Annotated in this window: 25 protein-coding genes and 1 pseudogene; 9 read left to right on the forward strand and 17 right to left on the reverse strand. The window is 58.6% G+C overall.

Going from position 1 to position 22,668, the window contains the following annotated elements; all coding sequences use genetic code 11:
• Window positions 1-93 precede the first annotated feature (93 nt).
• On the reverse strand, window positions 94-363 hold the full coding sequence (locus tag QQL28_RS38190) for a hypothetical protein (RefSeq protein ID WP_284273965.1): 270 nt from the start codon (window positions 361-363) through the stop codon (window positions 94-96).
• 11 nt (window positions 364-374) lie between these two features.
• Window positions 375-713 (reverse strand): DUF3768 domain-containing protein, encoded by a 339-nt coding sequence (locus QQL28_RS38195; protein WP_284273966.1) that lies wholly within the window; start codon window positions 711-713, stop codon window positions 375-377.
• 400 nt (window positions 714-1,113) lie between these two features.
• Between QQL28_RS38195 and QQL28_RS38200 the strand changes: the two genes are divergently transcribed.
• Window positions 1,114-2,334, forward strand: a complete 1,221-nt coding sequence (locus QQL28_RS38200) for a pentapeptide repeat-containing protein (protein WP_284273967.1) — start codon at window positions 1,114-1,116, stop codon at window positions 2,332-2,334.
• A 6-nt stretch (window positions 2,335-2,340) separates the two neighbouring features.
• Here QQL28_RS38200 and QQL28_RS38205 read toward each other — a convergent pair whose 3' ends face one another.
• From QQL28_RS38205 to QQL28_RS38225, 5 genes are read right to left on the reverse strand one after another with little or no spacing between them, the layout of a single operon-like run.
• On the reverse strand, window positions 2,341-3,720 hold the full coding sequence (locus QQL28_RS38205; protein ID WP_284273968.1) for a metallophosphoesterase family protein: 1,380 nt from the start codon (window positions 3,718-3,720) through the stop codon (window positions 2,341-2,343).
• Entirely contained in the window at window positions 3,713-4,012 is a 300-nt protein-coding gene (locus tag QQL28_RS38210) for a hypothetical protein (RefSeq protein WP_284273969.1), read from the reverse strand. Before QQL28_RS38210 ends, QQL28_RS38205 begins: the two co-directional genes overlap by 8 nt.
• Before the next feature lie 16 nt (window positions 4,013-4,028).
• Window positions 4,029-5,024: a caspase family protein gene (locus QQL28_RS38215; protein ID WP_284273970.1), complete on the reverse strand. Its 996-nt coding sequence runs from the start codon at window positions 5,022-5,024 to the stop codon at window positions 4,029-4,031.
• 60 nt (window positions 5,025-5,084) lie between these two features.
• A complete protein-coding gene (locus QQL28_RS38220) occupies window positions 5,085-5,399 on the reverse strand; it encodes a hypothetical protein (protein WP_284273971.1) in 315 nt (104 codons plus the stop codon).
• A gap of 26 nt (window positions 5,400-5,425) precedes the next feature.
• The gene (locus tag QQL28_RS38225) at window positions 5,426-5,908 is read right to left on the reverse strand and encodes a toll/interleukin-1 receptor domain-containing protein (RefSeq protein WP_284273972.1); all 483 of its coding nucleotides are present in this window, start codon (window positions 5,906-5,908) and stop codon (window positions 5,426-5,428) included.
• 239 nt (window positions 5,909-6,147) lie between these two features.
• Here QQL28_RS38225 and QQL28_RS38230 point away from each other — a divergent pair, with 239 nt between their 5' ends.
• The 4 genes from QQL28_RS38230 to QQL28_RS38245 all read left to right on the forward strand — a co-directional run bounded on the left by QQL28_RS38230 (window position 6,148) and on the right by QQL28_RS38245 (window position 8,805).
• On the forward strand, window positions 6,148-7,302 hold the full coding sequence (locus QQL28_RS38230; protein ID WP_284273973.1) for a Fic family protein: 1,155 nt from the start codon (window positions 6,148-6,150) through the stop codon (window positions 7,300-7,302).
• Window positions 7,303-7,454: 152 nt separating this feature from the next.
• Window positions 7,455-7,841, forward strand: coding sequence for a TIR domain-containing protein (locus QQL28_RS38235; RefSeq protein WP_284273974.1), 387 nt, complete (start codon window positions 7,455-7,457; stop codon window positions 7,839-7,841).
• Window positions 7,838-8,299, forward strand: coding sequence for a caspase family protein (locus tag QQL28_RS38240; protein WP_284273975.1), 462 nt, complete (start codon window positions 7,838-7,840; stop codon window positions 8,297-8,299). The genes QQL28_RS38235 and QQL28_RS38240 overlap by 4 nt, the downstream gene beginning before the upstream one ends.
• Window positions 8,269-8,805, forward strand: a complete 537-nt coding sequence (locus tag QQL28_RS38245; RefSeq protein ID WP_284273976.1) for a hypothetical protein — start codon at window positions 8,269-8,271, stop codon at window positions 8,803-8,805. The genes QQL28_RS38240 and QQL28_RS38245 overlap by 31 nt, the downstream gene beginning before the upstream one ends.
• Before the next feature lie 204 nt (window positions 8,806-9,009).
• Here the strand turns inward: QQL28_RS38245 and QQL28_RS38250 are convergent, their stop codons facing one another.
• The 6 genes from QQL28_RS38250 to QQL28_RS38275 all read right to left on the reverse strand — a co-directional run bounded on the left by QQL28_RS38250 (window position 9,010) and on the right by QQL28_RS38275 (window position 13,996).
• The gene (locus QQL28_RS38250; RefSeq protein WP_284273977.1) at window positions 9,010-9,675 is read right to left on the reverse strand and encodes a hypothetical protein; all 666 of its coding nucleotides are present in this window, start codon (window positions 9,673-9,675) and stop codon (window positions 9,010-9,012) included.
• A 249-nt stretch (window positions 9,676-9,924) separates the two neighbouring features.
• A complete protein-coding gene (locus QQL28_RS38255; RefSeq protein ID WP_284273978.1) occupies window positions 9,925-10,602 on the reverse strand; it encodes a hypothetical protein in 678 nt (225 codons plus the stop codon).
• 55 nt (window positions 10,603-10,657) lie between these two features.
• Entirely contained in the window at window positions 10,658-10,882 is a 225-nt protein-coding gene (locus QQL28_RS38260; RefSeq protein WP_284273979.1) for a WGR domain-containing protein, read from the reverse strand.
• Window positions 10,879-11,532, reverse strand: coding sequence for a recombinase family protein (locus QQL28_RS38265; protein ID WP_431309710.1), 654 nt, complete (start codon window positions 11,530-11,532; stop codon window positions 10,879-10,881). Before QQL28_RS38265 ends, QQL28_RS38260 begins: the two co-directional genes overlap by 4 nt.
• A 124-nt stretch (window positions 11,533-11,656) precedes the next feature.
• Window positions 11,657-12,499 carry a hypothetical protein gene (locus QQL28_RS38270; protein ID WP_284273981.1) on the reverse strand — a complete coding sequence of 281 codons (843 nt, stop codon included), beginning with the start codon at window positions 12,497-12,499 and terminating at the stop codon, window positions 11,657-11,659.
• A gap of 123 nt (window positions 12,500-12,622) precedes the next feature.
• Window positions 12,623-13,996: an IS30 family transposase gene (locus tag QQL28_RS38275; protein ID WP_284273982.1), complete on the reverse strand. Its 1,374-nt coding sequence runs from the start codon at window positions 13,994-13,996 to the stop codon at window positions 12,623-12,625.
• 704 nt (window positions 13,997-14,700) lie between these two features.
• Here QQL28_RS38275 and QQL28_RS38280 point away from each other — a divergent pair.
• The 4 genes and pseudogenes from QQL28_RS38280 (at window position 14,701) to QQL28_RS38290 (ending at window position 18,360) form a co-directional block, all read left to right on the forward strand.
• Window positions 14,701-17,139 carry a DUF4238 domain-containing protein gene (locus QQL28_RS38280; RefSeq protein WP_284273983.1) on the forward strand — a complete coding sequence of 813 codons (2,439 nt, stop codon included), beginning with the start codon at window positions 14,701-14,703 and terminating at the stop codon, window positions 17,137-17,139.
• Between the two features lie 11 nt (window positions 17,140-17,150).
• A complete protein-coding gene (locus QQL28_RS38285) occupies window positions 17,151-17,321 on the forward strand; it encodes a hypothetical protein (RefSeq protein WP_284273984.1) in 171 nt (56 codons plus the stop codon).
• 78 nt (window positions 17,322-17,399) lie between these two features.
• A pseudogene (locus QQL28_RS46350) lies at window positions 17,400-17,659 on the forward strand (hypothetical protein); the annotation flags it as partial.
• A gap of 332 nt (window positions 17,660-17,991) precedes the next feature.
• On the forward strand, window positions 17,992-18,360 hold the full coding sequence (locus QQL28_RS38290) for a hypothetical protein (RefSeq protein WP_284273985.1): 369 nt from the start codon (window positions 17,992-17,994) through the stop codon (window positions 18,358-18,360).
• Here the strand turns inward: QQL28_RS38290 and QQL28_RS38295 are convergent.
• The 4 genes from QQL28_RS38295 to QQL28_RS38310 form a co-directional block, all read right to left on the reverse strand.
• Entirely contained in the window at window positions 18,305-19,636 is a 1,332-nt protein-coding gene (locus QQL28_RS38295; protein ID WP_284273986.1) for a tyrosine-type recombinase/integrase, read from the reverse strand. The two genes, QQL28_RS38290 and QQL28_RS38295, sit on opposite strands and share 56 nt — an antisense overlap.
• Before the next feature lie 1,244 nt (window positions 19,637-20,880).
• Window positions 20,881-21,363 (reverse strand): transcription elongation factor GreA, encoded by a 483-nt coding sequence (gene greA / locus QQL28_RS38300; RefSeq protein ID WP_284273987.1) that lies wholly within the window; start codon window positions 21,361-21,363, stop codon window positions 20,881-20,883.
• Between the two features lie 66 nt (window positions 21,364-21,429).
• Entirely contained in the window at window positions 21,430-21,783 is a 354-nt protein-coding gene (locus QQL28_RS38305; protein ID WP_284273988.1) for a hypothetical protein, read from the reverse strand.
• Window positions 21,784-21,986: 203 nt separating this feature from the next.
• Window positions 21,987-22,505, reverse strand: a complete 519-nt coding sequence (locus QQL28_RS38310; protein WP_284274052.1) for a hypothetical protein — start codon at window positions 22,503-22,505, stop codon at window positions 21,987-21,989.
• Window positions 22,506-22,668: the final 163 nt, after the last annotated feature.

The following is a 22,668-nucleotide window of genomic DNA, read 5'->3' on the forward strand; positions in this document are numbered from 1 at the left end:
ATTGGCGGCAAGATCATCGGCCTGCCGAGAGGAACTGTCTAACGACTGAAAAGAGCGCCCACGGGCGCTCTTTTTTGATGGCCGCTATGCGGCTCACGGCCAATCGCCGCCCTCGTCGCCTTCATCGATCACGTCGGGGCATTCCTGACCATCATAAGCGGGACGAAAATTGACGCAGAGCCCGCCGAAGCCGCTTTCGTATTCGGCGTGCTCGGAGATGACCCCGTAGTGGTCGGCCAGAACTTTGGCGGCGATGGCTACGGATGTCGCTAGAGTGACAATCAGGATGCCCTGGGTGGCATCATCGAGCGTCGAGCCGCTGATGGCGTCGCAGAGGTCGTTGACGTTGAGGATCTTGGTCATGTCGGCGCCTCCTAGTATTCGTCGGCGCGCATGATCGTCATCACGCGCCGTGTGACGGTCGGATCGGCCGGGTCAGGCGAGCCCATGGTGCCGGTCTGGTCGTAGTAGTCGATTTTGAAGAAGTAGCGGTCAGCGCCGAGGTCGATCGAACCGAAGTCGTGCTCGCCGTGCGGATCGTTATCCCGCGTGAAGCTGTCGAACTTGCGCACCGATTCGAGCAACTCGGCCAGAAGATCCGGTTCGAGGCAGGCCACGCCCTGGGTGAGCAGGACGGTGCCGCCAATGACCAGGTTGCGCCGGAAGCTGTCGTTGAGGCTCCGGATTTTGTCGGCTTGGGTGTCATTGAGCATTTGAGTTTCTCCCGTTGGTTAACGGCTGCGCCATCGCGGCCGGTCGGGAGAATTCGAGGCCCGCAGTCTTCAGCGGGCAGGCACAGGGAGGCTCCGCGCGAGGGCTCCCCTTGGGATGCGCGTGGATGCCCTTGCCGGCACGCGCTGTGGGCCTATTCACCCCGACCTTACCGGCCGGGTGCGCAGACTTTCAGCGGGAACGCTGAGCTCGATCCATACTAAAGCGGAAAGCAACCAGTCGTGCGACCGATAGATAAAGGTGGCCGGTTTCAAACGGTCGTTTTCTGGCTTCCACGGATGCTGCAGGTCGATCGTCCCGCCTTGCTCAATACTTGGCGACGGCCGGACTGTCTGAGACTATCGTGACAGATCAGGTTCATCGAGCAACAGAGTGACCTCCATGGCCAATGACCAGCACCTCGCATTGCTCTACAAGGGCGTGTCCGCCTGGAACACGTGGCGCAAGGAGAATGTCAACATCCGCCCGGACCTCGCCAGAGCGGACCTGACAGGGGTTGTCCTCCCCGGGGCGAACCTCAGGGGAGTAAACTTCAATGCGACGACCCTGATCCGCGCGGAGCTTGCTGGGGCCGATCTGACCGGTGTCGACCTCGATGCGGCCGACCTCACTGGAGCGAACCTCAGCGAAGCGGATCTCTGCAAGGCGAAGCTCAGCGGGGCAGACCTTAGCGGCGCGAACCTTAGCAAGGCAAAGCTCAGCGAAGCTACCCTCCGTCTTGCGCGTCTGTGCGGGGCCAATCTGTGCGGGGCAGACCTCAGCAGGACGAGGATGGCGCTGGCGGATTTCCGTAAGGCCGACCTACGCGGCGCGAACCTCAGCTCGGCTGACCTCTTCCCGGCAAACCTGGATGGCGCAGACCTCCGCGGGGCTAACCTCAACGGAGCGGACTTGCGCGAGGCGCATCTGGTGGAGGCAAAACTCAACGGGGCATGGCTCGAAACCGCCGTGCTGGTGGATACCGACCTCTCGGGCGCAGATCTCACCGGCTGTATGATTTACGGCATATCGGCGTGGGGCCTGAAGCTAGAGGGGACCAAACAGCAGAACCTGGTGATAGCACCTGACGATGAGCCCACGATAACGGTCGACAACATCGAGGTCGCGCAGTTCATCTACCTCATGCTCAGCAATCAGAAGATCCGCGATGTGATCGACACGATTACCTCCAAGGTAGTGCTGATCCTTGGTCGCTTTACAAATGAACGAATGGACGTTCTCAACGCGCTTCGTGAGGAACTGCGCAAGCGTGATTACCTGCCGATCCTGTATGACTTTGATAAACCGAGAGCCCGCGATACGGACGAAACAATCACGCTGCTCGCGAGAATGGCGAGATTTGTGATTGCGGACGTCTCTGATGCCAAATCCGTGCTCCACGAGCTGCGAGCGATTGTGCCGGATCTCCCCTCAGTGCCCGTGCAACCAATCATTCTCGCAACACAAGAGGAGCCGGGGATGTTCGACTTTTACCAGCGCAGGCCAACATTCTTGACCATCCACCGCTATACCGATCAGAAACAGTTAATTGCCGATCTCGCCGACAAAGTAATTCGTCCCGCAGAAATAAAGGTTCAGGAGTTCCGCGGTCGCTCTTCGTGACGATCGTTATGATATCGACTCGCGGTAGATGAGTTCACGGCCTTTGCTGGTCGCCTGATAATACTCGGCTTGGCATAGCTCGGGCTGTAGGCTCAGGACCGCATAACCGTGATTGTAGACACCTCCCCGCGTGGCAAGGTGAGACTGATCGATTAAGGATGGAGCGTTATCGAGATCGGAAAGCGGCTTATAGATTTCGTCAATGACGGACACGGGTACGGCGCCGTGCCCCACACACCGGCCGCGCTTCAACCCGGTGAACGGCTCGTAAATACTGAGGGTATGCTCATGGCCCCAGAACCAGGCGGCTACCTGCTTAGTCTCGGTCATTTTCTGAAAGGCCTTCAGCAGCGAAGGATTCACAGCCGATCGCGTACCTTCGGGGTTCGCTGGACCGATCGGCGAAAATGCCGAAAACAGCTGGTGATGCGAGAGCAGAATGGTTCGGCCGTCGAACTCTCTGATGCGGTCGCAATGCCACGCCAGTTCGTCGTCTTCAAGGTAGGTGACTGCGCCGGCGACAGTGACCGGATTGTCATCGTGCAGTCCGGTATCCATCGCCAAGAACTGCCATTTCTCATCAGCTGATCGCAGGCAAAAGAAGCTCGCCGGTTGCGTCATGGGCGCAGGGTTGAGCTCCCCGATCAGGCCATAAAAGCCCACGCCCCCACAGTACATGTCGTGGTTGCCCGACAGCGAATACACGGGGAGCTGTTTGTCTTTGCGCAAGATGGCATTCACTGGGTCCAGAAAGTTGGTTTGGCACTCCGCAGGTGTCCCGGAGTAATAAATATCGCCGAGATGGACCACAACGTCCGGCTTTTCGTCGGCGATGCACTGCAAGATTTCGATCGCGGGCGGCGCCCCGGTGCCCCAATCGCCCATCAGAGCGACCCGGGCGTTAGCCTTGATCTCGATTGTCTTCGGCCCGACGGTGGCGGCGCGCATGTACGGAATCGCCTTGCGCTTGCCGTTTTCGAAATAGCCCCGGTATTCTTCCAACGTCGTGATCCATGCGGGATCGCAGGTCCCGGCCTTGAACTCGTTTTTCAACTGCTCGATGGCCTGCTCGTCGCGTGACGTTTGAGCTTTTAAGTAACGCCACCCCCATTCCGCGCAGACTTGAGCAATGCCCGCCTTGGATAGCTCTCGTGCGGCGGGCGCTGCTTGAGAACGGGGCTCAACTGCGCCGATGGAGCGATTGTACTCGCGCTGTGCGATGTCGGCTGCAATGTCCGGGAGGGTGCTCAGCATAGATCGCTGCAACCCGGCACGGCTCATTGGGTTGGCTGTTTTCGTACTATCGATTTTCTTGGCAACTTCGGTGACGGCAGATTGGTAGAGAGAAAGTAGCGGATCACGAAACGTTTTGAACGATTCAGACATCACCATCGCTTTCCTTACAGGCCTGACTTAGCCAGCGCTCAAGAATTGGTAGGTATTTCTTTACTTGGTCCCGGTCGCTGTTCTTTTCTTCGTCCGTCAAGTCCGCGTAAAAGGTATTGAACTGACGCTCCCAGCGCGAGACCAGGTCTGCCGGTAAGACAAGTGATCCGTCGGGCTGCCGGCGGCCTTTCTCATGCACGTATTTCTGCCAGTGAGCCCAACGTTGATGCTCAAGCGCGGCAAGTTCTTCCAGCAATGAAGCGAAGGATTCATGGAGTTGCGTTTTGGACATCCTCACCTCGCATGCGTTAGATCAGATTGTCCGCCACCAACCGCCGATAGTGCTCTCCCAAGACTGTCAGCTCGCATGACTTGCTCTCCATTGCCGCATGCCACATATGAGGAGCACCGACAGGGCGAACCAAGTTTACTCTCACATAGTTCTGCAGCACCTTGAAAATGGCATTCTTGGCAGGGTCAGGCGGCGGAATGCTCGGGTCTTCCCGTTGTTCCTGCGACCTTTCGGGCTCATACGACGGGTCAAGTGGGAAGTTATATCCGGGTTGCGGAAACAGCGTGGCCAGCTGCAGAAGCTCTTCGAGAGCAATCGGCGGCGCAGCTTTGCGCAAGGAGACGAACGACTTGACGTTCGTCTTGAAGACCGGCCTCTGCCCTCCCCAAGGCCCCAGCGATTGATCGATATGCGCGTATACACTGCCGGGGGTTACATCGCCCACCAGATTAGCGGCGGCACCGTTTAGGGCATCGACCAGCAGGTTTGTAAAGACACCCGGCGCTCCATTGCCTCCTTCATAAGAATATTGGTTTTCAGTTGATGCGGTCAGGAGGGTCATGCCTGGCCCGATCTCCGCGAGACTGCCTTTCCCGGGCCGATTGCCCGCAATACCGCCATGGCAACTGTCGAGGACAATGATCTTGTTCGCAGCTTTCGATTCCTTGGCGAAAGTCATCACGTCGTTGAGCGCCAAGCCGTCATCGCCATCCTGACAATCACTGGCACAAAGAAACCCACCGGTTGCATCGACATAGCCATGGCCAGCGAAGTACAGAAGGGCGATCTCGGGATCGTCCTTGAACAGCGCTTCAATGGAGTCGCGCAGCACGCGGCGAGTAACAGCATTGCTGACACCGGTGGCGGTCAGCACCTTGGGCGTGGTAAAGTTCGTTGTACCGTCAGCATTTCGACGAAGGACACTCGCCACGGCTTCCGCGTCATTGACGCAACCGCTCAGCGGCTTGAGGTCATGGAAATAGTCAAGACCGACGATCAGAGCTTTCCGCATGTCTCAATTACAGCGAGTCAATGAAATTGCTGATGTTGGCATCGCTCCAGGTGTAGGTCGTCACACCCTGGATTTCAGTGCGGTCATTGCTGTAAGCCCAAATTCCGCGAATCTTCTTGCCCTCCTCCTTCGCGCAGGCAATTTCCCATGGCCAGAGGACGTGGTGGAATTCTTGCTCACAAGAACAATGACGCCGTCGGACCGGCGAATGCGCGTCCGAACCTTGTCTTTCCAGCCGCTGTCGTAGGCCTCCTTCACCGACATGTCGATGAATTCGTAAGGGGCGCGAGAATGCAGCGATTGCCCTTTCAGGAAATCGCGCTGCGTCTCATCCTCAATCGCAAAAGCAACAAAAACAACTTTCGGCGTAGCCATACTGTCTCCTTACCAAGCGTGGTTCGCTAAGGCTGCCCGAGCGAAGCCTTCAATGAAGTATGAAACGATCGGAAGCCATGTGCGCGGGCTGTGGTTCGGTAGCCCTTTTGGACGCGGTCTTCGACCAGCAACTCCGCGCGCTTTGATTCTTTGATGTACTTGTCGAGGTCAGCCTGGGTGCGCAGGTAAGGCCACTTCACCAGGAATTCTGGCACACTGGCGTTGCCGGAAATGAACGAAGCAAGGAATCGCTCCTTCTCCGTAGCGACCCCGATCTCCCACGGCACCCACCAGGAAGCTTGAGTTTGCGCGCTGATGACCGCCAGCAGCTGCGTGCACTTGTCCATCTGGTCGCGGATGTAGTCGGCGAGGTCCGGGCCACTTTTTGCAAGCTGCGCGTCGATGACGTCGAGATAAACCGACAGGCCATTGACCGTAAGATGCCTCGCAATGGCGGCAGCCTGCTCGGCATCCTCTTTCTTGTGTGAGATAAAGACCTTTATAGGCATAATTTCCCTCCTGCCCGAGGGAACATTTACAGAACATAGACTGAGGGCGCAACTCCTGCTTGCGGGAATACGCTCAATTTTCCACAAAGTAGTGGAAGGAGTTCCCAGATTAAGGATCTTCTGCTCGCTGAAGCGGCAATAAAAGCGGCAAAATATTCCGCTACGTATTCGCTTAATCTATGTTTTTGCTGTAGTATTTGGCGGCAAAGAAAGCGGCAAAACAAATGGACGTATCAGCAATGGAACCGCTCCTGCCTGACGATCGGCAGGAACTTGAAGACTTGGCGACGGATCTAGTGGCCAAAGCCAATACCCTAGCCGGCCGCCTGCATCCCGTCATGCGTGCGTCGGTGGGCGATTTGGTGCGATCGATGAACTGTTACTACTCGAACCTGATCGAAGGCCACAACACTCTGCCCATCGATATCGACCGGGCGCTCAACGACGACCTGGCGAAGGAACCCGAGCGCCGCAATCTTCAGCTCGAGGCGCGCGCCCACATCGAAGTGCAGCGCATGATCGACCGTGGTGAAGCGCCTTCGCCGGTCGTGTCCGCGGACTTCATTATCTGGACCCACAAAAACTTCTGTGGACGCCTGCCCGAAGAATTGCTGGTCGTCGAGCACCCCACGACCAAAGACAGCATCAAACTCGTGCCTGGTGAACTTCGAAAGGAGCATGTGCGGGTGGGCCGGCACATTCCGGCCGATCCGGCAGACCTTCCGGCGTTTCTGAAGCGCTTCGCTGAAGCCTACTCTTCCCCTCACCTCTCAAGGCTGCGGAAAATCATCGGCGTCGCTGCCTCGCATCATCGGCTGGCCTGGATTCACCCCTTTCTCGATGGCAACGGCCGCGTAACGCGGCTGTACTCGCATGCGCTGCTGCGGGAGCTGGACGTCGGGTCCGAGCTTTGGGCCGTCTCACGCGGACTTGCGCGGCGCGTTGCGGATTACAAGGCTCACCTGCAGGCTGGTGACGAGCCGCGCCGCGGCGATCTCGATGGCCGAGGCAACCTTACGATGGCCGGCCTTATTGATTTCTGCAAATTCTTCCTGACCACCTGCGTCGATCAGGTCGACTTCATGGCCGGGCTTTTGGAGCCGGAAGAACTGCTGAGGCGGATGGAGATCTGGACCGAGGAGGAGATACGCGCAAAGCGCCTTCCAAAGGGCTCATGGCCTTTGCTGCGCGAAGCGGTCATGGCGGGCGAATATGCCAGAGGCGCTGCGCCCGGCCTGACCGGCTATGAAGAACGCCAGGCGCGGACAGTGCTCAACTCCCTCATTGAAAAGGGCTACCTCGCCTCGTCCACCACGCGCTCGCCGGTAAAGCTCGGATTTCCAACCGCAGTCGTCGATCGGTGGTTTCCAAGACTGTATCAGCCAGCGGCGTAAAGCCGTGAGCGCCAGCTCCCGCAGATTTCCGATCCTGGAGGGTTGGTTGCCACAAGGTTGTGTGTGTAGCGCCGTATTCCAGCAAGACCCCTCTTGCAATTTGACGTCACTGTTGGCTTTCTCCACAATCATTGCGAGAGGAGATTCTGATTATGGCGACGAAGAACAGGATATTTATTGCGTTTGCGGTCGAGGACAAATGGGCTCGCGACTATCTGGTGGGCCAAGCTAAAAACGAGAAAAGCCCATTTGAATTCGTCGACATGTCCGTGAAGGAGCCGTGGGACGAACAATGGAAGACAAAGTGCCGTACACGGATTAAAGGCTGCGACGGGACCATCGCCCTGGTCAGCAAGAATACCAAGAACGCGGCGGGGCAGCTGTGGGAGATCAAGACCTCGAAGGAAGAGGGAGTACGCGTGCGTGGCATCTATACCACCACCGATGACCGTCCTACGTCCCTGCCCGCCGAACTCACTGGAATATCGGTCGTCGGCTGGACCTGGGCAAACATCAAAGCCTTTCTGGATACCCTATGAGCAAGCGTGCGCTACTGGTCGGGATCAACCAGTATGATCATGTCTCGTCGCTCGGCGCCTGCGTTGCAGATGCTAAGGCGATGGATGAACTTATTAGCTTTCATTCCAACCGGTCTCGGAACTTCGATACCCGCCTGATGACGAGCCCGGGCACCAAGCCCGTAACCCGGGCTACCCTGAGGACCGCATGGGACGATCTCTTTGGCGGATTCAAAGGCGACGTTCTGTTCTATTTTTCGGGGCACGGCTCGACGACGTCGACGGGAGCCTACCTCGTTACGCAAGAGGGAACGCCTGGCGATCCTGGACTTGCGATGGATGACCTCGTCAATCTCGCCAACAAGTCGAGTGCCACACCGTCCTGCTTATCATCGATTGCTGCTTCAGCGGCTCGACCGGCAACCTCAACCCGTTCCAGAGCGGCGGAATGGAAAAAGCCGTTCTGCGCGAGGGAGTGACGATCCTTGCTGCTTCCCGCTCAGACGAGCTGTCAATGGAAGTTAACGGGCACGGCGTTTTTACGAACTTGGTATTGGGCGCGCTCCGCGGAGGCGCTGCGGATGTCCGCGGTCGAGTCTCTGCCGCTTCGATCTACGCATACGCAGAGGCCGCGCTTGGAGCTTGGGACCAGCGGCCACTGTACAAATCTCACGCCGCTCATCTTGAGCCCGTGAGGCTTTGTGACCCCAAGGTCGATGACAAGACGCTGCACGCGCTTGCCACTTATTTTCCGAGCGCGGATCACGAGTTTCAGCTCGATCCAACATTCGAGGAAACAAACGTCAAAGCCGCAAAGCCCGAGAATGTGGCGATCTTCAAGACTCTGAAGCAGTACCAAATAGCGGGCCTCGTAAGACCAAAAGTCGGTACGGATCTGTACTGGAGCGCCGAGCGGTCCGGTTTTGTCTTACTCACCGATCTCGGACAATTCTACCTGCGGCTCGTGCAACTGGGTCGGTTGTAGCGCGCCCGCATCTGAGGGGAATCCAGCAGTCGCATAAGCGCAAATGCGATTTCACGATTCTACGGCGCGATAACCACGCTGGAGTTTTCTTGGCCCAGCCGAAGCCGTCAAATCGTTACACCAGGCCGGACGGGTCAAGGTCGCGGAGCGCCACAAGCTTGGCCTCGACGCGGCTAGAGATGCGACCGCTCATTCAACGTCTCCTCATACGGGCCGCACATGCTGGACCGTTAGCGCCTCGTGCACCCTTCCGTCTTCCCAGCTCATCGTCAACCAGTTGGTCGAGGTCGGGTACGAAATGGCGATCCTTCCCGGCCGGTACTTCGCCCCTTGCAAGAAGGGGTGCTTGCCAACGTCTCGAGGCTCCAGCAACAACACAAAGCCCAAGCCCAAGATGCTGAGCGCCAGCGCTTCAATATCCTCTTGAGCGTTTGTGAGCGGTTGCAATTGGAAGCGCGGGTGATTCATCATTGTGTCCCCCGTGTTCATGACGCAATAGAGCCCGGCACCTTCAGGCCAATGGCACGGGTCATCGAGCATATCCATTATCGCCGGGTTACGAGAGAACGAACCGGAAAGTGGCGTCTGCCCCCTGGCCAGGTTCTTTGAGACTGCAGCGGCCTTCGCAGTTTTTAGGAGCCATCGCTCAATGTCGTGCCCTGAAACAAGGGCATGCCTCATTCCCCCGTCCCGTTCGAGATACGTTTTGAGCGACGCAAAGAAATACTGCGCCGCGTCGTCAAGCGGATGCAGCGCGCTGTTGTGCTTGGTGCATAGGCAATTAGTTCGCAGACTTTGTGGCGCGAGGATCTTCTCCTCACCCGGCGCTAGCCAGGGAAGACCGGCAATGGAGAACTTGCCGTCTCCCATCAAAACCCCGATTACTGACTCCGAGATGATGTGTTCGCCCGAGATGGGGCCGACGCACGAGCCCAAGTCTCGCATGTAACACTTGGCGACGCTCGAGGCTTTGGGAAGTGCTTTCAACCCGAGGACAGCTGGTGGCTTATGCCAGCCCGAGCCATCAAAACAACACGAGCGCGCAGCCCTGCTTGAGCCGCATGGACACGGGCCGTTTAAGACTGCTTGCCTTTTCCGCTTGGCTTCGCCCACGCTGGTTTAGGATCCCACTCGACTGTTGTATACCGCAATCCACGCCTCATGCTCAGCCTTCAGGTTCGCAACGAGAGCGTTCACCGTCGCGTCGTTTACGGCCTGCGGCTTGCCGTGACTGAAGTCATTTCGACGTCGATGGACGTCTTCCAACAAATCGGCAACTTCCGCAAAGCCATGAGCACGAAGATCCTCGAAATAATTGATCCCGTAGAAGATCTTGTACAACCCGTACAGGCGGTGTCCGATTCCGTTATAGCGCCGGAGCGCATCGTCCAAGACCCGCGGCGGAAGCTTCCGCATCGCTGAACGGTGAAGTCGTTCGATGCGCGTTTCAAAGTAGCTCCAAAAAAGGAGCAATAAGGCCGCACGTGCGGATGGTCTTTCCGCGTCAGGAAAATGAGATAACCCCTGAAACTCCGCGGCTGGCCGTTGCCACTCGCGCTGAAGCATCTGCAAATAGATGTAGTCCTCGAAGCGACCTTCCGCGCCCATAAACACCGGGTTGATAACGAATTCACGACCGTCGAGGGTCAATCTTTCGGGCGACAGATCATACGGTTCGGCATTGCAGGCCGAGCAAGGCGCATCAATCTTACGAATACCGGGGCAACTTCCACTACACACAACGTATCCTGACCAAAGCCCCGTCCAAGCGTTTCCTGCTAACCCCTCGTACCACATGAGATGCTCCCCAGAATCGGTCCTCTCAGCCTCCATTTTGCACCCGACTTTCGCTTCAGCGATACCCTCTCTTGAGCTTCTTCGTCCAGTTGGAGGCCATAGCGATGTCGGCAGCACCCCGACTCCGATAAGTTTCGATGCGAACCGTGCCAGCGCGGCCGATACGCCCCCATTCCCTGACCAGCGAGCATTCGCCGAACAGCGTCGGCTGGACATCCAGTTTGTAGAATCGCGCCATATTGCGGTGGTTGTCGATGCGGGTAAGTATGATCGCGGTCATGCGATTTCCTCCTCTTCTCGTTTGATGGTCGACTTTTGGGGAACAGCGGACGCGCGAAGATAACGGTGAACGGTTTCTCGGCTGACACCGTACTCGCGCGCAAGTGGGGCTTTCTTGCCCCTGCCCTTACCTTGGTCAGCAACCGATCGACCTGTTCGGTCGTTAAAGCACGCTTGCGAGACACCCTTGGTCTTCGCGATAGCGATGCCCTCGCGCTGGCGTTCGCGGATAAGGGCGCGCTCAAACTCCGCAAACGAGCCCATGACGTTCAGCAAGAGCTGGGAGAGCGGCGAGGCTTCGGCCGTGAACGTGAGGCTCTCCTTGAGAAATTGTACCCGAACGCCCTTGCCCGTGAGATCCCTGACCAGGCGGCGAAGATCTTCGAGGTTGCGGGCCAGCCGGTCCATGGAGTGGACCACGACCGTGTCCCCTTCCCGCACATAAGCCACCATCTGCGCCAGTTCCGGGCGATCGGTGTCCTTGCCAGAGGCGTGATCGGTGAAGGTGCGGTGAAGGGGTATGTCGACGAGCTGACGATCGGTCTTCTGGTCGAGTGTGCTCACCCGTACATAACCGACAACCTGTCCCGTCAAACTCCTGCGCTTTCTTTTCGTGGCAGGAAGTCTGAGAGGTGATGACTCACGTGTCACGAAAATCCGAATATAAACCCGTGTGACACACTATTTCGGTGCGGCATTTGGGTGCACCTCAAAGACGCGCTACGGCTACGGGTGACTATCGAGAGCTACGCACGAATCATTTGTGAAATTGCTATTAGCTCGACAGAGATTCGCTCTTCAGGTCAAAATGGGCCTCGACCATCGTGGAAAGCCGTTCGCGAAATAGCTCGTCTGATCCAATGAGAGCAGTCGTTTGATTGGCAGCTTTCCTTTCACCCAATGCGTATTGTAGCAGAGCAGCATGCAGTATCGGATCAACGGAAGCTGCGGATTTTAAGGGCCCATTCAATTTTTTCGAAATTGCCCCAAGCGCCATCCGGACATGCGATAGACCCCGTTCAACCCCAGACGATAGGGCCTTCTTCGGATCTGTGACGATGAGCGGCTTATCGATCGCTGTAGATCCTCGGGATAATATGTATGCGATCACGCGCCCGGCGGCACCATCTCCATCCTTTCCTTGTTCGGCACAGCCGCCGATTGCGCAAAGTTGTGCATGATGTTTGATGAAGTCGACTTTCCGGCAATCTCCAAGCCAGAGGTTTGATTCCAGAAGAAATTCGCCAGTGTGGGTATCATTCCAATGCCAGACGCCATCGACGTGACGTAAAGGACCTTCTTCTCGGTCCGCATCATATAGCTGCACAGGCAGATGTTTGACGTCTTGATCTGTGATGAGGAACCGGCACGCATGCGGCCTGTACCCAGTTTGAACTTCCAACCAATGGATCTTTCGACCTTTGACCAGGTCCTTGAAGTCGTATGTGAATTCTACGCTTCCGTAGCGCGAGCCCCAGTACCACTGGTTCGGCGACAGCCAGACTACTGTTGTTCTGGAGTCATTGAGTGAGCACTCATCGTAAATAAGCCTACGGTTGATCTTGCCGTCTTCCAGGATACGCAGCGCCGAATGAGTATGTGTAACGTGGTGGTGCAAGTGCCGGTCGATCTCTTACCGGGCACTGTGCAGGCATACGGTGCCCAAGGTGATGTCATCACAACCCAACCGCTGGAATACTTGGCGGATTCAAACGGTCGTCGCAACACCAAATGTTTTCACTCATGACAGCAGCTCGTCAAGCGCCTCCGCCGGCGTTTTCCAGCCGAGTGTCTTTCTCGGCCGGGCATTGAGGGCCGCTGCCACGGCGGATATCTCGTCGGCGCTGTGGATGCTCAGGTCTGTACCTTTCGGGAAGTACTGCCGCAGCAATCCGTTGGTGTTCTCGTTAGTGCCGCGCTGCCAAGGGCTCTGCGGGTCGCAGAAGTAAACCTGGATACCCGCATCGATCTTGAGGCGATCGTGCTGAGCCATTTCGGCTCCCTGATCCCAGGTCAGCGAACGACGGAGTTCTTCGGGCAAGGTGATGATGGTGCGCGTGATCGCGTCGCGCACGGCTTCGGCCCCGTGTCCCGCGAGCGCAGGCCCGTTCTTCGCGCGCGGAGCTTCGCCATGCCCCTCCAATCGGGGAAGGTGCAATAGCATCGTGAAGCGCGTCGTGCGCTCGACCAGCGTGCCGATTGCCGAGCTGCCAAGACCGAGGATAAGGTCTCCCTCCCAATGTCCCGGCACCGCTCGATCGGCCGCTTCAGCAGGGCGCTCACTGATCATGATCTCCGGCGAGACAAAGCCCTTGCCTCGCCTGCGTATACGCGCCCTGGGCATCCGCAACACACGTCCTGTTCGCAAGCAGGCCGTCAGCTCGCGGCCCAGCGCCCCACGGCCCTGAACGAAGAGGGATTGATAGATAGCTTCGTGGCTGATGCGCATCGTCTTGTCGTCCGGGAAGTCGATCGGCAAGCGTCGGGCAATCTGCTCAGGGCTCCAGGCTTTCGCCCATCGCCGATCCTTGCGCGGCCCATGCCGGCGGCCCTTCCACGGAACGGCCGGACCAGGAACGGGAGTGCCGCTCGGGGCCACGACGACACCGGCAAGTCGCTCTTCCACATAAGTGCGCAAGGTGGTGTTGAGCGCAAGCTTGGTCAGCTTGGGGCGACGGGCCGATCGATCTGCATGCCACTGGGCGGTCGTCGCCCGGTACTCCAACCCGCCGCTACGGGTGGCTGCATTGCGCCGCAGTTCACGGGAGATTGTCGAGGCAGCCCGCCCGAGGCGGCGTCCAATCTCCTGTATGGAATGGCCCTGCACCTTGAGAAGCGCGATCTCCTCGCGCTCTACCAATGAGAGGTACCGCCCAGAGAGCGGCTTGGCCGAAGATCTGAACATCGCTGGTGGCATGCCGCCCGCCTTTCGGAACCATCTGGTTCCGACAGGTTGCGACACTCCGGCTTCGAGCGCAGCCTCTTCGCTGCTCTGCCCCCTGGCGATCGCCCGCCAGAATCTATTCTGTTCATCGCGCCCTGTAGCAGACGGCCGCCCTGGCGATGGCAATGGCGCTCGTCCTGACCGTGCCGATCGCCGCTTTCGAACGTTCATCGCAACCTCCAACCTCAGAGTGTTGCGACGACCGTTTGAATCCGCCCTTGAGAGCGCAATCCCAGTGGAGAGTAGCGCGGCTGTTCCCGTTGCCCAAGCCGAGAAAATGGCGGCGGGACGCCTTCTCTGGCTTCGGTTAGTTGGGCTTAGTGCAGAAAGGCGCGACCTTTCCTCGGCTGGGCTCTTGCGAATCGCCGATCCGCAATTACTCTAGAGGTAACTTTCGCTGCCGCGCTCTGCCCGCGACACAAGGTTACCCCGTGGAGGGGAAAGGCCATTCCGTAGGCCTTCGCCAAGCGAGTACTAACAACTCGCAAACGGAGCCGAAGCTGGATAGCTGACATACGATTTCTGATGTAGGCGGATGCCCGCGCGCGGCGGTAGATGGCTGCGCAATCAGAGATCGCCCAAGGCGTAACAACGCCGGGCGATCTCTTGCGCCCGGCAAAAGAGATCCGATGTCCTCGGCCGCGCAAAGTCTTCATATCCAACTTTTTGGCCTCTCAGCGAACGCAAACGGTGAAACGGCAATTTATTCGTTGGCTGTTGTGGCACTTGCCTTCATTTTGTGCCTAAGCCTGCGCCGGCGTTGATGTGTTCGCCGCGACCGGACCCCCTTGCTATCTTTGAATTCCGATGAGCTGACGTCCGGCCCTCTTGCCTGGTATTGCGAGAGGAAATGCCCGCGTGCACAAATGACAGCAATGTCGAAGACAAGAAACAACCATTATGTGCCGCAATGGCATCAAGAGGGGTTCTTTGAACCAGGGCGCAACAAGCTCGCCTATCTGGATCTCACGCCGCCGCAGAAGGTGTTGAGCGACGGCCGCGTCATCACCGAGAGGGCCCTCTTCGAGGCGCCCACCTCCCGGGCCTTCCGGCAGATGGACCTGTATTCGACCTTCTTCGGCACGTCGGTGAACGACGAGATCGAGCGCCGTCTGTTTGGCGATATCGACGCCAAGGGCTCACTGGCCGTCAGGGCTTTCGCGACGGACGACGTCGGGGAGTGGCACCGCCATTTCCAGAAGCTCTTCGAGTACATCGACATCCAAAAGATTCGCACCCCGAAGGGATTGGCTTGGCTGAGTGCTCAATACCCCACCCTCACCCAGAACGACCTGATGTTCGAGATGCAGGGCATCCGCCTGATGCACTGCACGATCTGGACGGAGGGGGTGCGCGAAATCGTTTCCGCCGAGGACGCCAAGGTGAAATTCATCGTCAGCGACCACCCCGTGACGATCTACAACCACGCGGTGCCTCCCACGGCGCCGATGTGCGCCCACCCGCACGACCCGACCATTGCCTTGAAGGCTTCCCAGACGATCTTTCCACTAAACCGCGATTTTTGCTTGATCCTTACCAACCTTGAATACGCGCAAGATCCGGCGACGGCGTCCCTCGACAAGCGAACCTTTGCGCGCAACTACCGGAGCTCGATGGTCCGGACGGATGCGTTCATCCGCACCCGCAAGCTTTCCGACCATGAAGTGGCACGAATCAACTATGTGCTAAAGAGCCGTGCGCACCGCTATGTCGCGGCCGGCCGCAAGGAATGGCTTTTTCCCGAGAAGGTGATTTCCGAGTCCTGGGCTGACCTTCGTGAAACCCTCCTACCGCCCAAGAACCAGCTCTGGCATTTCGGCGGCGAGATGTTTGCGAAGTTCGATAGCGGTGATGTGCATTTCCAGGACGCGTTCGGCAGGACCGAGCCGGAGCGTGATTTCCTGAAGAAGCAGCCCCCGACCGGGGACCTGAAGCCGGGGGATCGGTGCGGCTGCGGGTCTGGGCAGCGTTTCAAGGTATGCTGCGCACTCAGGCCAGCGCCGTCGCGCCCCACCTGGCAAGAAGCCAGCATCCGCGAGCGGAATGTGATGCTGTACAACGGCATCGTGAATGTCCTCGCCCTCGACGCGAAAAAGGACTGGGTGACGGTCCGCCGCGAACTGACCGACGAAAAGATCGCCTTGATATATGAACTCTTCGAGGGCCTGTGGCCGCTCGAGACCGACCTGCTGCAGCTGCTCCCCAGACCCGACGGATTTGCCCGCGCCGTCTACACCGGCATGATTCATCCCAACACCATTACCCAGTTCGCCCTTGGCGCATCGCTCTACTTCGGCGAACTGATTGTCGAGCATCCGTTTGTGCACGCTGGAACGATGAAAAAGGAATTCAGCCCAGTCGCAAACCCACATTCCTATCGGCAGGAGATCCTCAAGACCCTCATCTTCTTCCTCACGGTCATCCCGCTGGTTGAACAGGGGCTGGTCAACCTGGTCCCCGATCCTTGCAACTTCGATCCTCATTTGCGGGACCAGATGTTTCGCATGGCGCATCTGCGTTCTGCCGGCGTCGTAAACACCCTCCACCAGGAGGTCCGGCTTGACGAATTGGCCAGAGAGAACCTCAAGCGAAGCCTGATGATGTTGCCTAAAGAAGCGCTCCGATCGCAGTTGCTCAGGGCATCGCCCGAACTTGACGATATTCAAATGGAGCAGGTTCTGGAGGAAGTCGAGCGGCTCAAGGAAGACGACCCGCTCGCTGTCCTCCAGCCGGACTCGCTGGCAGGCGGCAAGGAGGGCGGGCAATACGACGTGATGAAGCTCGCGCCGAACTTCGAGATGACGCTCTACCTGGCCCAGGCGACCGGCGCAGCCATAGTCACGGACAACCCCTTTCGCTGGAAGGAGATCCGGCGTGCCGCCCATCGGCGCGGATCGTCGAATGGCCGGCTCCCTTCCCTCGCGCGAAATATCGGCAGTTCGACTTTCACTATCCCGCAATATGTTGCGGACATTCAGACACTGGCATCAAAGGAAACCCTGGCCGCCTACCCAGCGCTGATACGCGATGCGTTCAAGTACCTTTCAAGGGGTACTGCTGACGCAAAGCCCAACTACGAAGGCCATCTGGCTGCCCGGTTCGCGCGCGTCCATTCGGCGGCCCAGGCCGCGGTCAAGAAAGCGGGCATAACCGCTAAGCCGGCTCGGATTTCCTGCGTATTTCCAAGAGAAGGCGTCCAGGATAACTCGGTGAACCGTCTTCTGCTCATGTCGAGTTCAGAGAGGCACCTTCCCAGCGTTCCGATGGCATTCTTCATGGATACGCCGCCAAAACGGCCCGCGGGCGCAGTGTGAGGGAGGAAACAATGGAGGAGTTTGACTTTCCGACCCACGAGGACGTGTTGGGCTTTGGCTCCGAGCACAATCCAGCGGTATGGAGCAAACACAAAGCGCATATTGCCGACCCGTCGGACCTGCTTGCTGTGCTCGAAAAGTGCCGCTCGAATAGCCAAGCTCTCCAGACAGCATGTCTTTGAGATGGCTGACACTAAACCTGAGTGGGGCGTGATCGGTGCGATCGTCTGGGGATTTCCACGGGGCTCGATGCCAGGCGGGAGCACGTGACCTGGGGCGCCGGCATTCGCAACATGCACGGTCACCGGCACTGGTACGCCCAATGGCGTTACCAGGTTCTGACCGGGCGCCCCTGCCTGCGGCCGGCGGTGCCACCTATGAGCGCCTAAGCCGCGCCGAGAGAGCGGCGGACTTCCGCGCCCGGATGCAGATTTCAAATGAGCTGGGGCACGGTCGTCTGGCGATCATGGCCAGCGATCTGGTGCTCATCCCGGTACAACCGTCGCCGTATGACGTGTAGGCCTCAGCCGACACGGTCGGTCTGATCAAGGAGGCACGCCAGTTCAAAGAGGATCTTCAAGCTGTCTTCGTCATCAATCGCAAAATCGTCAACACTCCATCGGCCGAGACGTTGTCACGGCGCTGGCGAACTTCGATCTGCCGGTGCGATACACTTCAAGCTCAGAAAGGAGGCAGAAGGTCGGAATGAAGCGAAAAGAGATCAATCGAATCGGTTCGTCCTTTTTGTACGCCACAGCCACCCAGCAGCCATACCTGCGCACTTGATTTCTTTCTTGCTAGAGCAGCCTACGATCTTATCGCCTTAGACCGATCGCGATTCGGGACCGAGGCATGAGCGGCAAGGACGAAAAGACCACGATCGAGACGTTAGGGTCGGCAAGTAGTCAGAAAATGCCGCACGCCACGAAGCGCCATCGCAAGAACCGTGGCATGCCGCCGCCCGCGACCTTCGATATCGATGTGCTACCGGGCAGCTCTAATTTGACGGCATTAGAGGCGGCCGCGGTGATCCGGCGCACACCCGGAGCGCTGGAGCTGTGGCGGCGCGATCCGAACCACCCGCTGAAATGGCGCTACGTCGATGGCCGCCCGCTCTATCGTGTCGATGCGGTGCGTGACTATCTGGCCAAGTGCGATAAGACCACTAAGACGCTTCGGTCGCAAAATGCTCACGGAGACGCCCGAGGAGCTCGGCCTTGATCGGGTCAAGCGGATTCGTCCGCTGCAGACGCACGATTTTGCCAACCCGTTTCGCGCCGACCAACTCCGCAATGTAGTCGTGAGCCGCTTCGAACGCCATCTTGCGGATGATCCACTGTTCGTCGTGATTGTAGACCTGATCAATTCCGCGTGGCTTTTGCCCAACACACAACCGCTGGATTTCGTTGTCGTAGCCAGAGCGTGACATGATGGTGCGTAAGCTGCGCCTTAAGTCATGCATGGTGAACTTGGCGACGCTCGCTTCCTTGACCAGGCGGTTGACCATCTTGGTGAAGCCGGACATCTGGCCGCCGGTCTTTGGTGACGGGAAGACATAGTCGGAGGTTGCGCGCTGGAAATGTTTCGCGGCCGTGAGCACCTCGTCAACCAGGTGAGTGCGCGGCACATCGTGGTGCAGACCCATCTTGGTCCACGCCGCATCGAAGGTGATACGGTCGTCCATGATGTGCTTCCGCCACTCGATCATGGTAGGCTCGCTGCGGCGCGGGCCACCGAGCAGGCACATGCGTGCCAGGAGACCGAAAGCCCCGAGCTTGCCGGATGCATCCCAGACCTTGATGATTTCCTCATCGGTCAGCGCGCGACCCTTCGTTCGGCGCCCGACCCTTTGCGCGCGGGTTTCCTTAGGCGCGCGATAGCCGGCGAGCACGTTGTGCTCGACATAGCCCTCCCCGACGCACCATTCGAGCAAGGTGTGCACGTGCTTGCGCAAGTCCTTCGCTGCACCGCGCTTGCCGGTCTTGGCAATCTTGTCGACCGCAGCCATGATCTGCCGTCGCGTCAGGTCCCCCACGCCGCTCTCGGCGTGATGCTTGAGCCCGCGCCGCAGCGCTGACATTGCTGGCTTCCAGTTGACGACTTGACGTTCGGTCAAGGACGTCTGGTAGGGACCATCTTCAACAATGAGGGTCGCGAGCGTGGTGCGCTGCTTCTCGGCTGTCTGTTGCCGCCTCGCGTCGCGCTTCGCGTCGTTCGGGTCCAAGCCCTTGACGACCTCGCCTGCGGCGATGGTGGCGGCCTTGCGCGCGGCCTTCTCACTATATTTGGGCCACGCGCCGAGGGTCTTGCGCTGGGTCCCCCTCACCCCCGGCTTGGTGAAGAGGTAGACCCAGGTTCGGCCGCCGGTGGCGCGCATGCGCAAGGCGAGGCCGGGCAGCTTGTCGTCGTGGAGATAATGCTGCGCCTTACCCGGCGGCAGCGTTGCGTTGCGGATCACCGCATCGGTGAGTGTCAGCTGGTTGGCCGGCTCCGTCATGATTCCTTCCCTCTCTCTGTACCCCGGTGTTCCCCGCACGAAGGGCGGTCAGCCCTCGAACAGAACCGAGCCTCAGACCTTCCCCTTGCCGTGTGCCCGCGCAGGGAGGATCCACAGACCCAAACAGAACCGGGTCTCAGACCTCCCCCGTTTTTGTGCCCCAAGGGAAAATCCACGGCGGGCACAACGGGGGCATACAAAATGTAGCAAGGTCACCTATGGGCTCTTATGGCCGCATAAGGCCGTAAACCCCATCAATTAAAGAAGTTTTTACATCTCAACTATGGCGGGATTAGGCTGGCTACGGTCTATGGATTGTGGTTCACACGGGAGAGGTCCAAGGTTCGATCCCTTGTGCGCCCACCATTTCACTTCACGAAAACAGTCGGTTATCCGAACGACGGTTTGAGACCGGTTTCCCGGGAAGCGACGGGGGAAGCGCCCAAAAACCAATTAGCCACATGCGTTGGCACTTCTAAGTCTCACGAGAGATCTTGCGCTCTTACCTCAGCCTGAAGGAGTGCGACTTCCATCCGCTCTCGGGGGGCGTTGCCACGGACTATCTCAAGCCTGCCTTCCCAATTGCGACGAGCCGTCAAAAGGAAACGGCGGCTGTCGCCAGAAGCCGACTTCAGCTCTTCCGCGAGTTCTGAAAAACGCTTTCGGTACGAACAGTTTTGATCGACGTTGTTGGTCGAGGTTCGTTCTCGATGCCTAAGTAGGTGGCCGCAGAGGCTCGACATAGGGCGGGCGACAAATGCACATCGCTCGCGCCGTCATGACCGGTGCGGCCCTGTCCTGGCGCCGCTAAGGGCTGGCCTTCGTTCCGTTGCCAAACTGCACATCAGTCGTCCCAAAAGCGTTTTCCGCAGCCACATTCGAACATGTGAGTGATGGCTCCGGTCTCAGAATCCACCACTGTTCGTACAAGCTTCATTTTCTCGCCACAGATGCGGCAGGTTCTGCTCGAGTTGTCCTCGACAACGCAAATCCTCTCAGCGCGAAATATCTCCATGCGTCCGCCCCCTGTCCTAGGTGACTGAAGTTGGAAAAGTACAAGCTATCGCAGCAGGGAAACTGGGAGAACTGGGTACGAAGTGGCGACAAATTTGCGGTTGTACACGGAGCAAATTAAGACGCACCAGTGAGTCTTGATGACACTTTATGGATGGCCGTTAGGAATGAACCCAAGGAGCGATCGTTCATACGTATCGCCCACCATTTCCAAGCCTCCGCGCGCGAACCTACGCGATCGACAGAATCTCGATCTCCTGATTGCCCGCGCCGACGACGTCTCCGACCGCCTTCCCGATCAGCGATTTCGCGACTGGAGCTACGAACGAGATCGACCCGGCCTTCGGATCGGCTTCGTCCTCTCCGACGATGCGATAGGTCTGCACGCGGCCGTCGGCCCGGCTGAATGTCACCGTGCTGCCAAAGGCGACCGTTTCGGTCGACGCCGGATTGGGGATCAGTTGGGCCGTGCGCAGCCTTTCGACGAGGTAGCGGACGTCGCGCAAGGGGACCGCTGACTGCCGGCGCTTTTCGTTGACATCTTCGATCTGCTGCGCGGCCCCATAGGCCTCCTGCGCTTGCCGAAGCTGCAACTCCAAAGCCTGCAATCCCAATTGCGTCACGAGGTTGGGATGCGGCGAAATCGGGCGATCCGGCAACAACGTCTCGGACGCGGTTTCGGCACTCTCTTCTTTGGTAAAGGCAACGCTCAATCCAAGACCTCGTCGACGTTGAGATGCGGCGCAACGTGGTCGCGTCGCGCCGCCCGCAAACATGCGTTACTTCTTATCGAACGGAACGTATTTCTGGTATTCCTTCGGCACCGAGCTGCGGTAGCGCGAGGGAACCGTGCCGGTGTCGATCGAATGATCGATCTCCTGCTGCCGCGTCATCTTCTTCTTGGCCGGCTTCTTCTCGGTGGTCTTCTTCGAATCCGTTGATGGGGTCGTCGTCGTGGCAGTCGTGGCGGCGGGGGACGTCGTTGTCGCCGGCGCGGTGGTCTGGGTCGACGGCGCTGTCGTGGTCGCGGCAGGCGGTGTGGTGGTGCTGTCGGTGCCCTGAGCCTGCGCGATCGGCGCCTGCAACATGAGCGCGAATGCGGCACTCGCGGCGAGCAAATATGACCTTTGCATCAGAACCCTCCAAAGTTCCTGATCCGAATGATGAAAGCTAATCCCGCGCGATGGGCGTGCGCAAGTCACCGGGCATGGAAAGGGAAGCGCGAAGTGTGGTCGAGGTCGCATGTGCGATGAGATTGAGTACGATCGGCGGCCTGGTTCACCTCTCCCCTAGGTGAAGTGCACCCTCGCACAGTTCAACCCAAACTCATCCTGTTCTAGTGCGATGCATCCAGGCTCGTCTCCTTCAGCCGTTCCGTGAGCCAGACGGTCTGCGTCCGGTCGAGCACGCCGCCGACATAGACTTCCGCCGTCGCGATGTTCGTCCTCGCGAGCACGAGCAGCACGCCGATCCAGTAGGCGAACCAGACATCGGGATCGGTGAGCGCCTTCAGCTTCTGCTGGTCGTGCTCGATCGCTGTGTGATTGCTGGCATTGCGGATTTCGATCGCGAGCAGATTGTTCGGAATCTCGCGCTGATGCACGACGACGTCGGGATAGATCGACTTTCCCAAATGATCGTCGGTTGAGATGATCGAGCCGCGCGGCAGGTGCAGCGTGCGCTCGCCGAGCCGGTCGTAATTGCAATCGACCGCCCAGCCGGAAAACTGCTTCTCCAGATAGACTGCGAAACGGTGGGTGACCGCGCGCTCGCCGACATCCTTCTCGAACAGGAATTGTTCGCGGGCGTAGAATTCCCGGAGCGCCGCGATCACCTTGTTCAGCTCGGTCTGCATCGTGCCCCTCGACGCTCTCATCTTGTATCACCCGACCCTCATGGTGAGGAGCGCGGAACGCGCGTCTCCGGACGATGCTTCGCATCGCCGGGCAAACCATGAAGGCCCGACTCTCTCCCGCGGCCATCCTTCGAGACGCCCGCTGCTCGCGGGCTCCTCAGGA

The organism is Bradyrhizobium iriomotense (assembly GCF_030160715.1).
In the GTDB taxonomy this organism is placed as follows: domain Bacteria; phylum Pseudomonadota; class Alphaproteobacteria; order Rhizobiales; family Xanthobacteraceae; genus Bradyrhizobium; species Bradyrhizobium iriomotense.

Coding starts and splice junctions, on each gene's coding strand:
- QQL28_RS38250 (WP_284273977.1), bottom strand. CDS start 9,675: ATGGGAGACGGCAAGTTCTCCATTGCCGGTCTTCCCTGGCTAGCGCCG.
- QQL28_RS38210 (WP_284273969.1), bottom strand. CDS start 4,012: ATGTCCAAAACGCAACTCCATGAATCCTTCGCTTCATTGCTGGAAGAA.
- QQL28_RS38195 (WP_284273966.1), bottom strand. CDS start 713: ATGCTCAATGACACCCAAGCCGACAAAATCCGGAGCCTCAACGACAGC.
- QQL28_RS38290 (WP_284273985.1), top strand. CDS start 17,992: ATGAGCGGCAAGGACGAAAAGACCACGATCGAGACGTTAGGGTCGGCA.
- QQL28_RS38190 (WP_284273965.1), bottom strand. CDS start 363: ATGACCAAGATCCTCAACGTCAACGACCTCTGCGACGCCATCAGCGGC.
- QQL28_RS38310 (WP_284274052.1), bottom strand. CDS start 22,505: ATGCAGACCGAGCTGAACAAGGTGATCGCGGCGCTCCGGGAATTCTAC.
- QQL28_RS38260 (WP_284273979.1), bottom strand. CDS start 10,882: ATGACCGCGATCATACTTACCCGCATCGACAACCACCGCAATATGGCG.
- QQL28_RS38235 (WP_284273974.1), top strand. CDS start 7,455: ATGGCGACGAAGAACAGGATATTTATTGCGTTTGCGGTCGAGGACAAA.
- QQL28_RS38215 (WP_284273970.1), bottom strand. CDS start 5,024: ATGCGGAAAGCTCTGATCGTCGGTCTTGACTATTTCCATGACCTCAAG.
- QQL28_RS38240 (WP_284273975.1), top strand. CDS start 7,838: ATGAGCAAGCGTGCGCTACTGGTCGGGATCAACCAGTATGATCATGTC.
- QQL28_RS38285 (WP_284273984.1), top strand. CDS start 17,151: ATGGAGGAGTTTGACTTTCCGACCCACGAGGACGTGTTGGGCTTTGGC.
- QQL28_RS38245 (WP_284273976.1), top strand. CDS start 8,269: ATGGAAAAAGCCGTTCTGCGCGAGGGAGTGACGATCCTTGCTGCTTCC.
- QQL28_RS38200 (WP_284273967.1), top strand. CDS start 1,114: ATGGCCAATGACCAGCACCTCGCATTGCTCTACAAGGGCGTGTCCGCC.
- QQL28_RS38230 (WP_284273973.1), top strand. CDS start 6,148: ATGGAACCGCTCCTGCCTGACGATCGGCAGGAACTTGAAGACTTGGCG.
- QQL28_RS38305 (WP_284273988.1), bottom strand. CDS start 21,783: ATGCAAAGGTCATATTTGCTCGCCGCGAGTGCCGCATTCGCGCTCATG.
- QQL28_RS38205 (WP_284273968.1), bottom strand. CDS start 3,720: ATGTCTGAATCGTTCAAAACGTTTCGTGATCCGCTACTTTCTCTCTAC.
- QQL28_RS38275 (WP_284273982.1), bottom strand. CDS start 13,996: ATGAACGTTCGAAAGCGGCGATCGGCACGGTCAGGACGAGCGCCATTG.
- QQL28_RS38255 (WP_284273978.1), bottom strand. CDS start 10,602: ATGTGGTACGAGGGGTTAGCAGGAAACGCTTGGACGGGGCTTTGGTCA.
- QQL28_RS38225 (WP_284273972.1), bottom strand. CDS start 5,908: ATGCCTATAAAGGTCTTTATCTCACACAAGAAAGAGGATGCCGAGCAG.
- QQL28_RS38220 (WP_284273971.1), bottom strand. CDS start 5,399: ATGGCTACGCCGAAAGTTGTTTTTGTTGCTTTTGCGATTGAGGATGAG.
- QQL28_RS38295 (WP_284273986.1), bottom strand. CDS start 19,636: ATGACGGAGCCGGCCAACCAGCTGACACTCACCGATGCGGTGATCCGC.
- QQL28_RS38280 (WP_284273983.1), top strand. CDS start 14,701: ATGTCGAAGACAAGAAACAACCATTATGTGCCGCAATGGCATCAAGAG.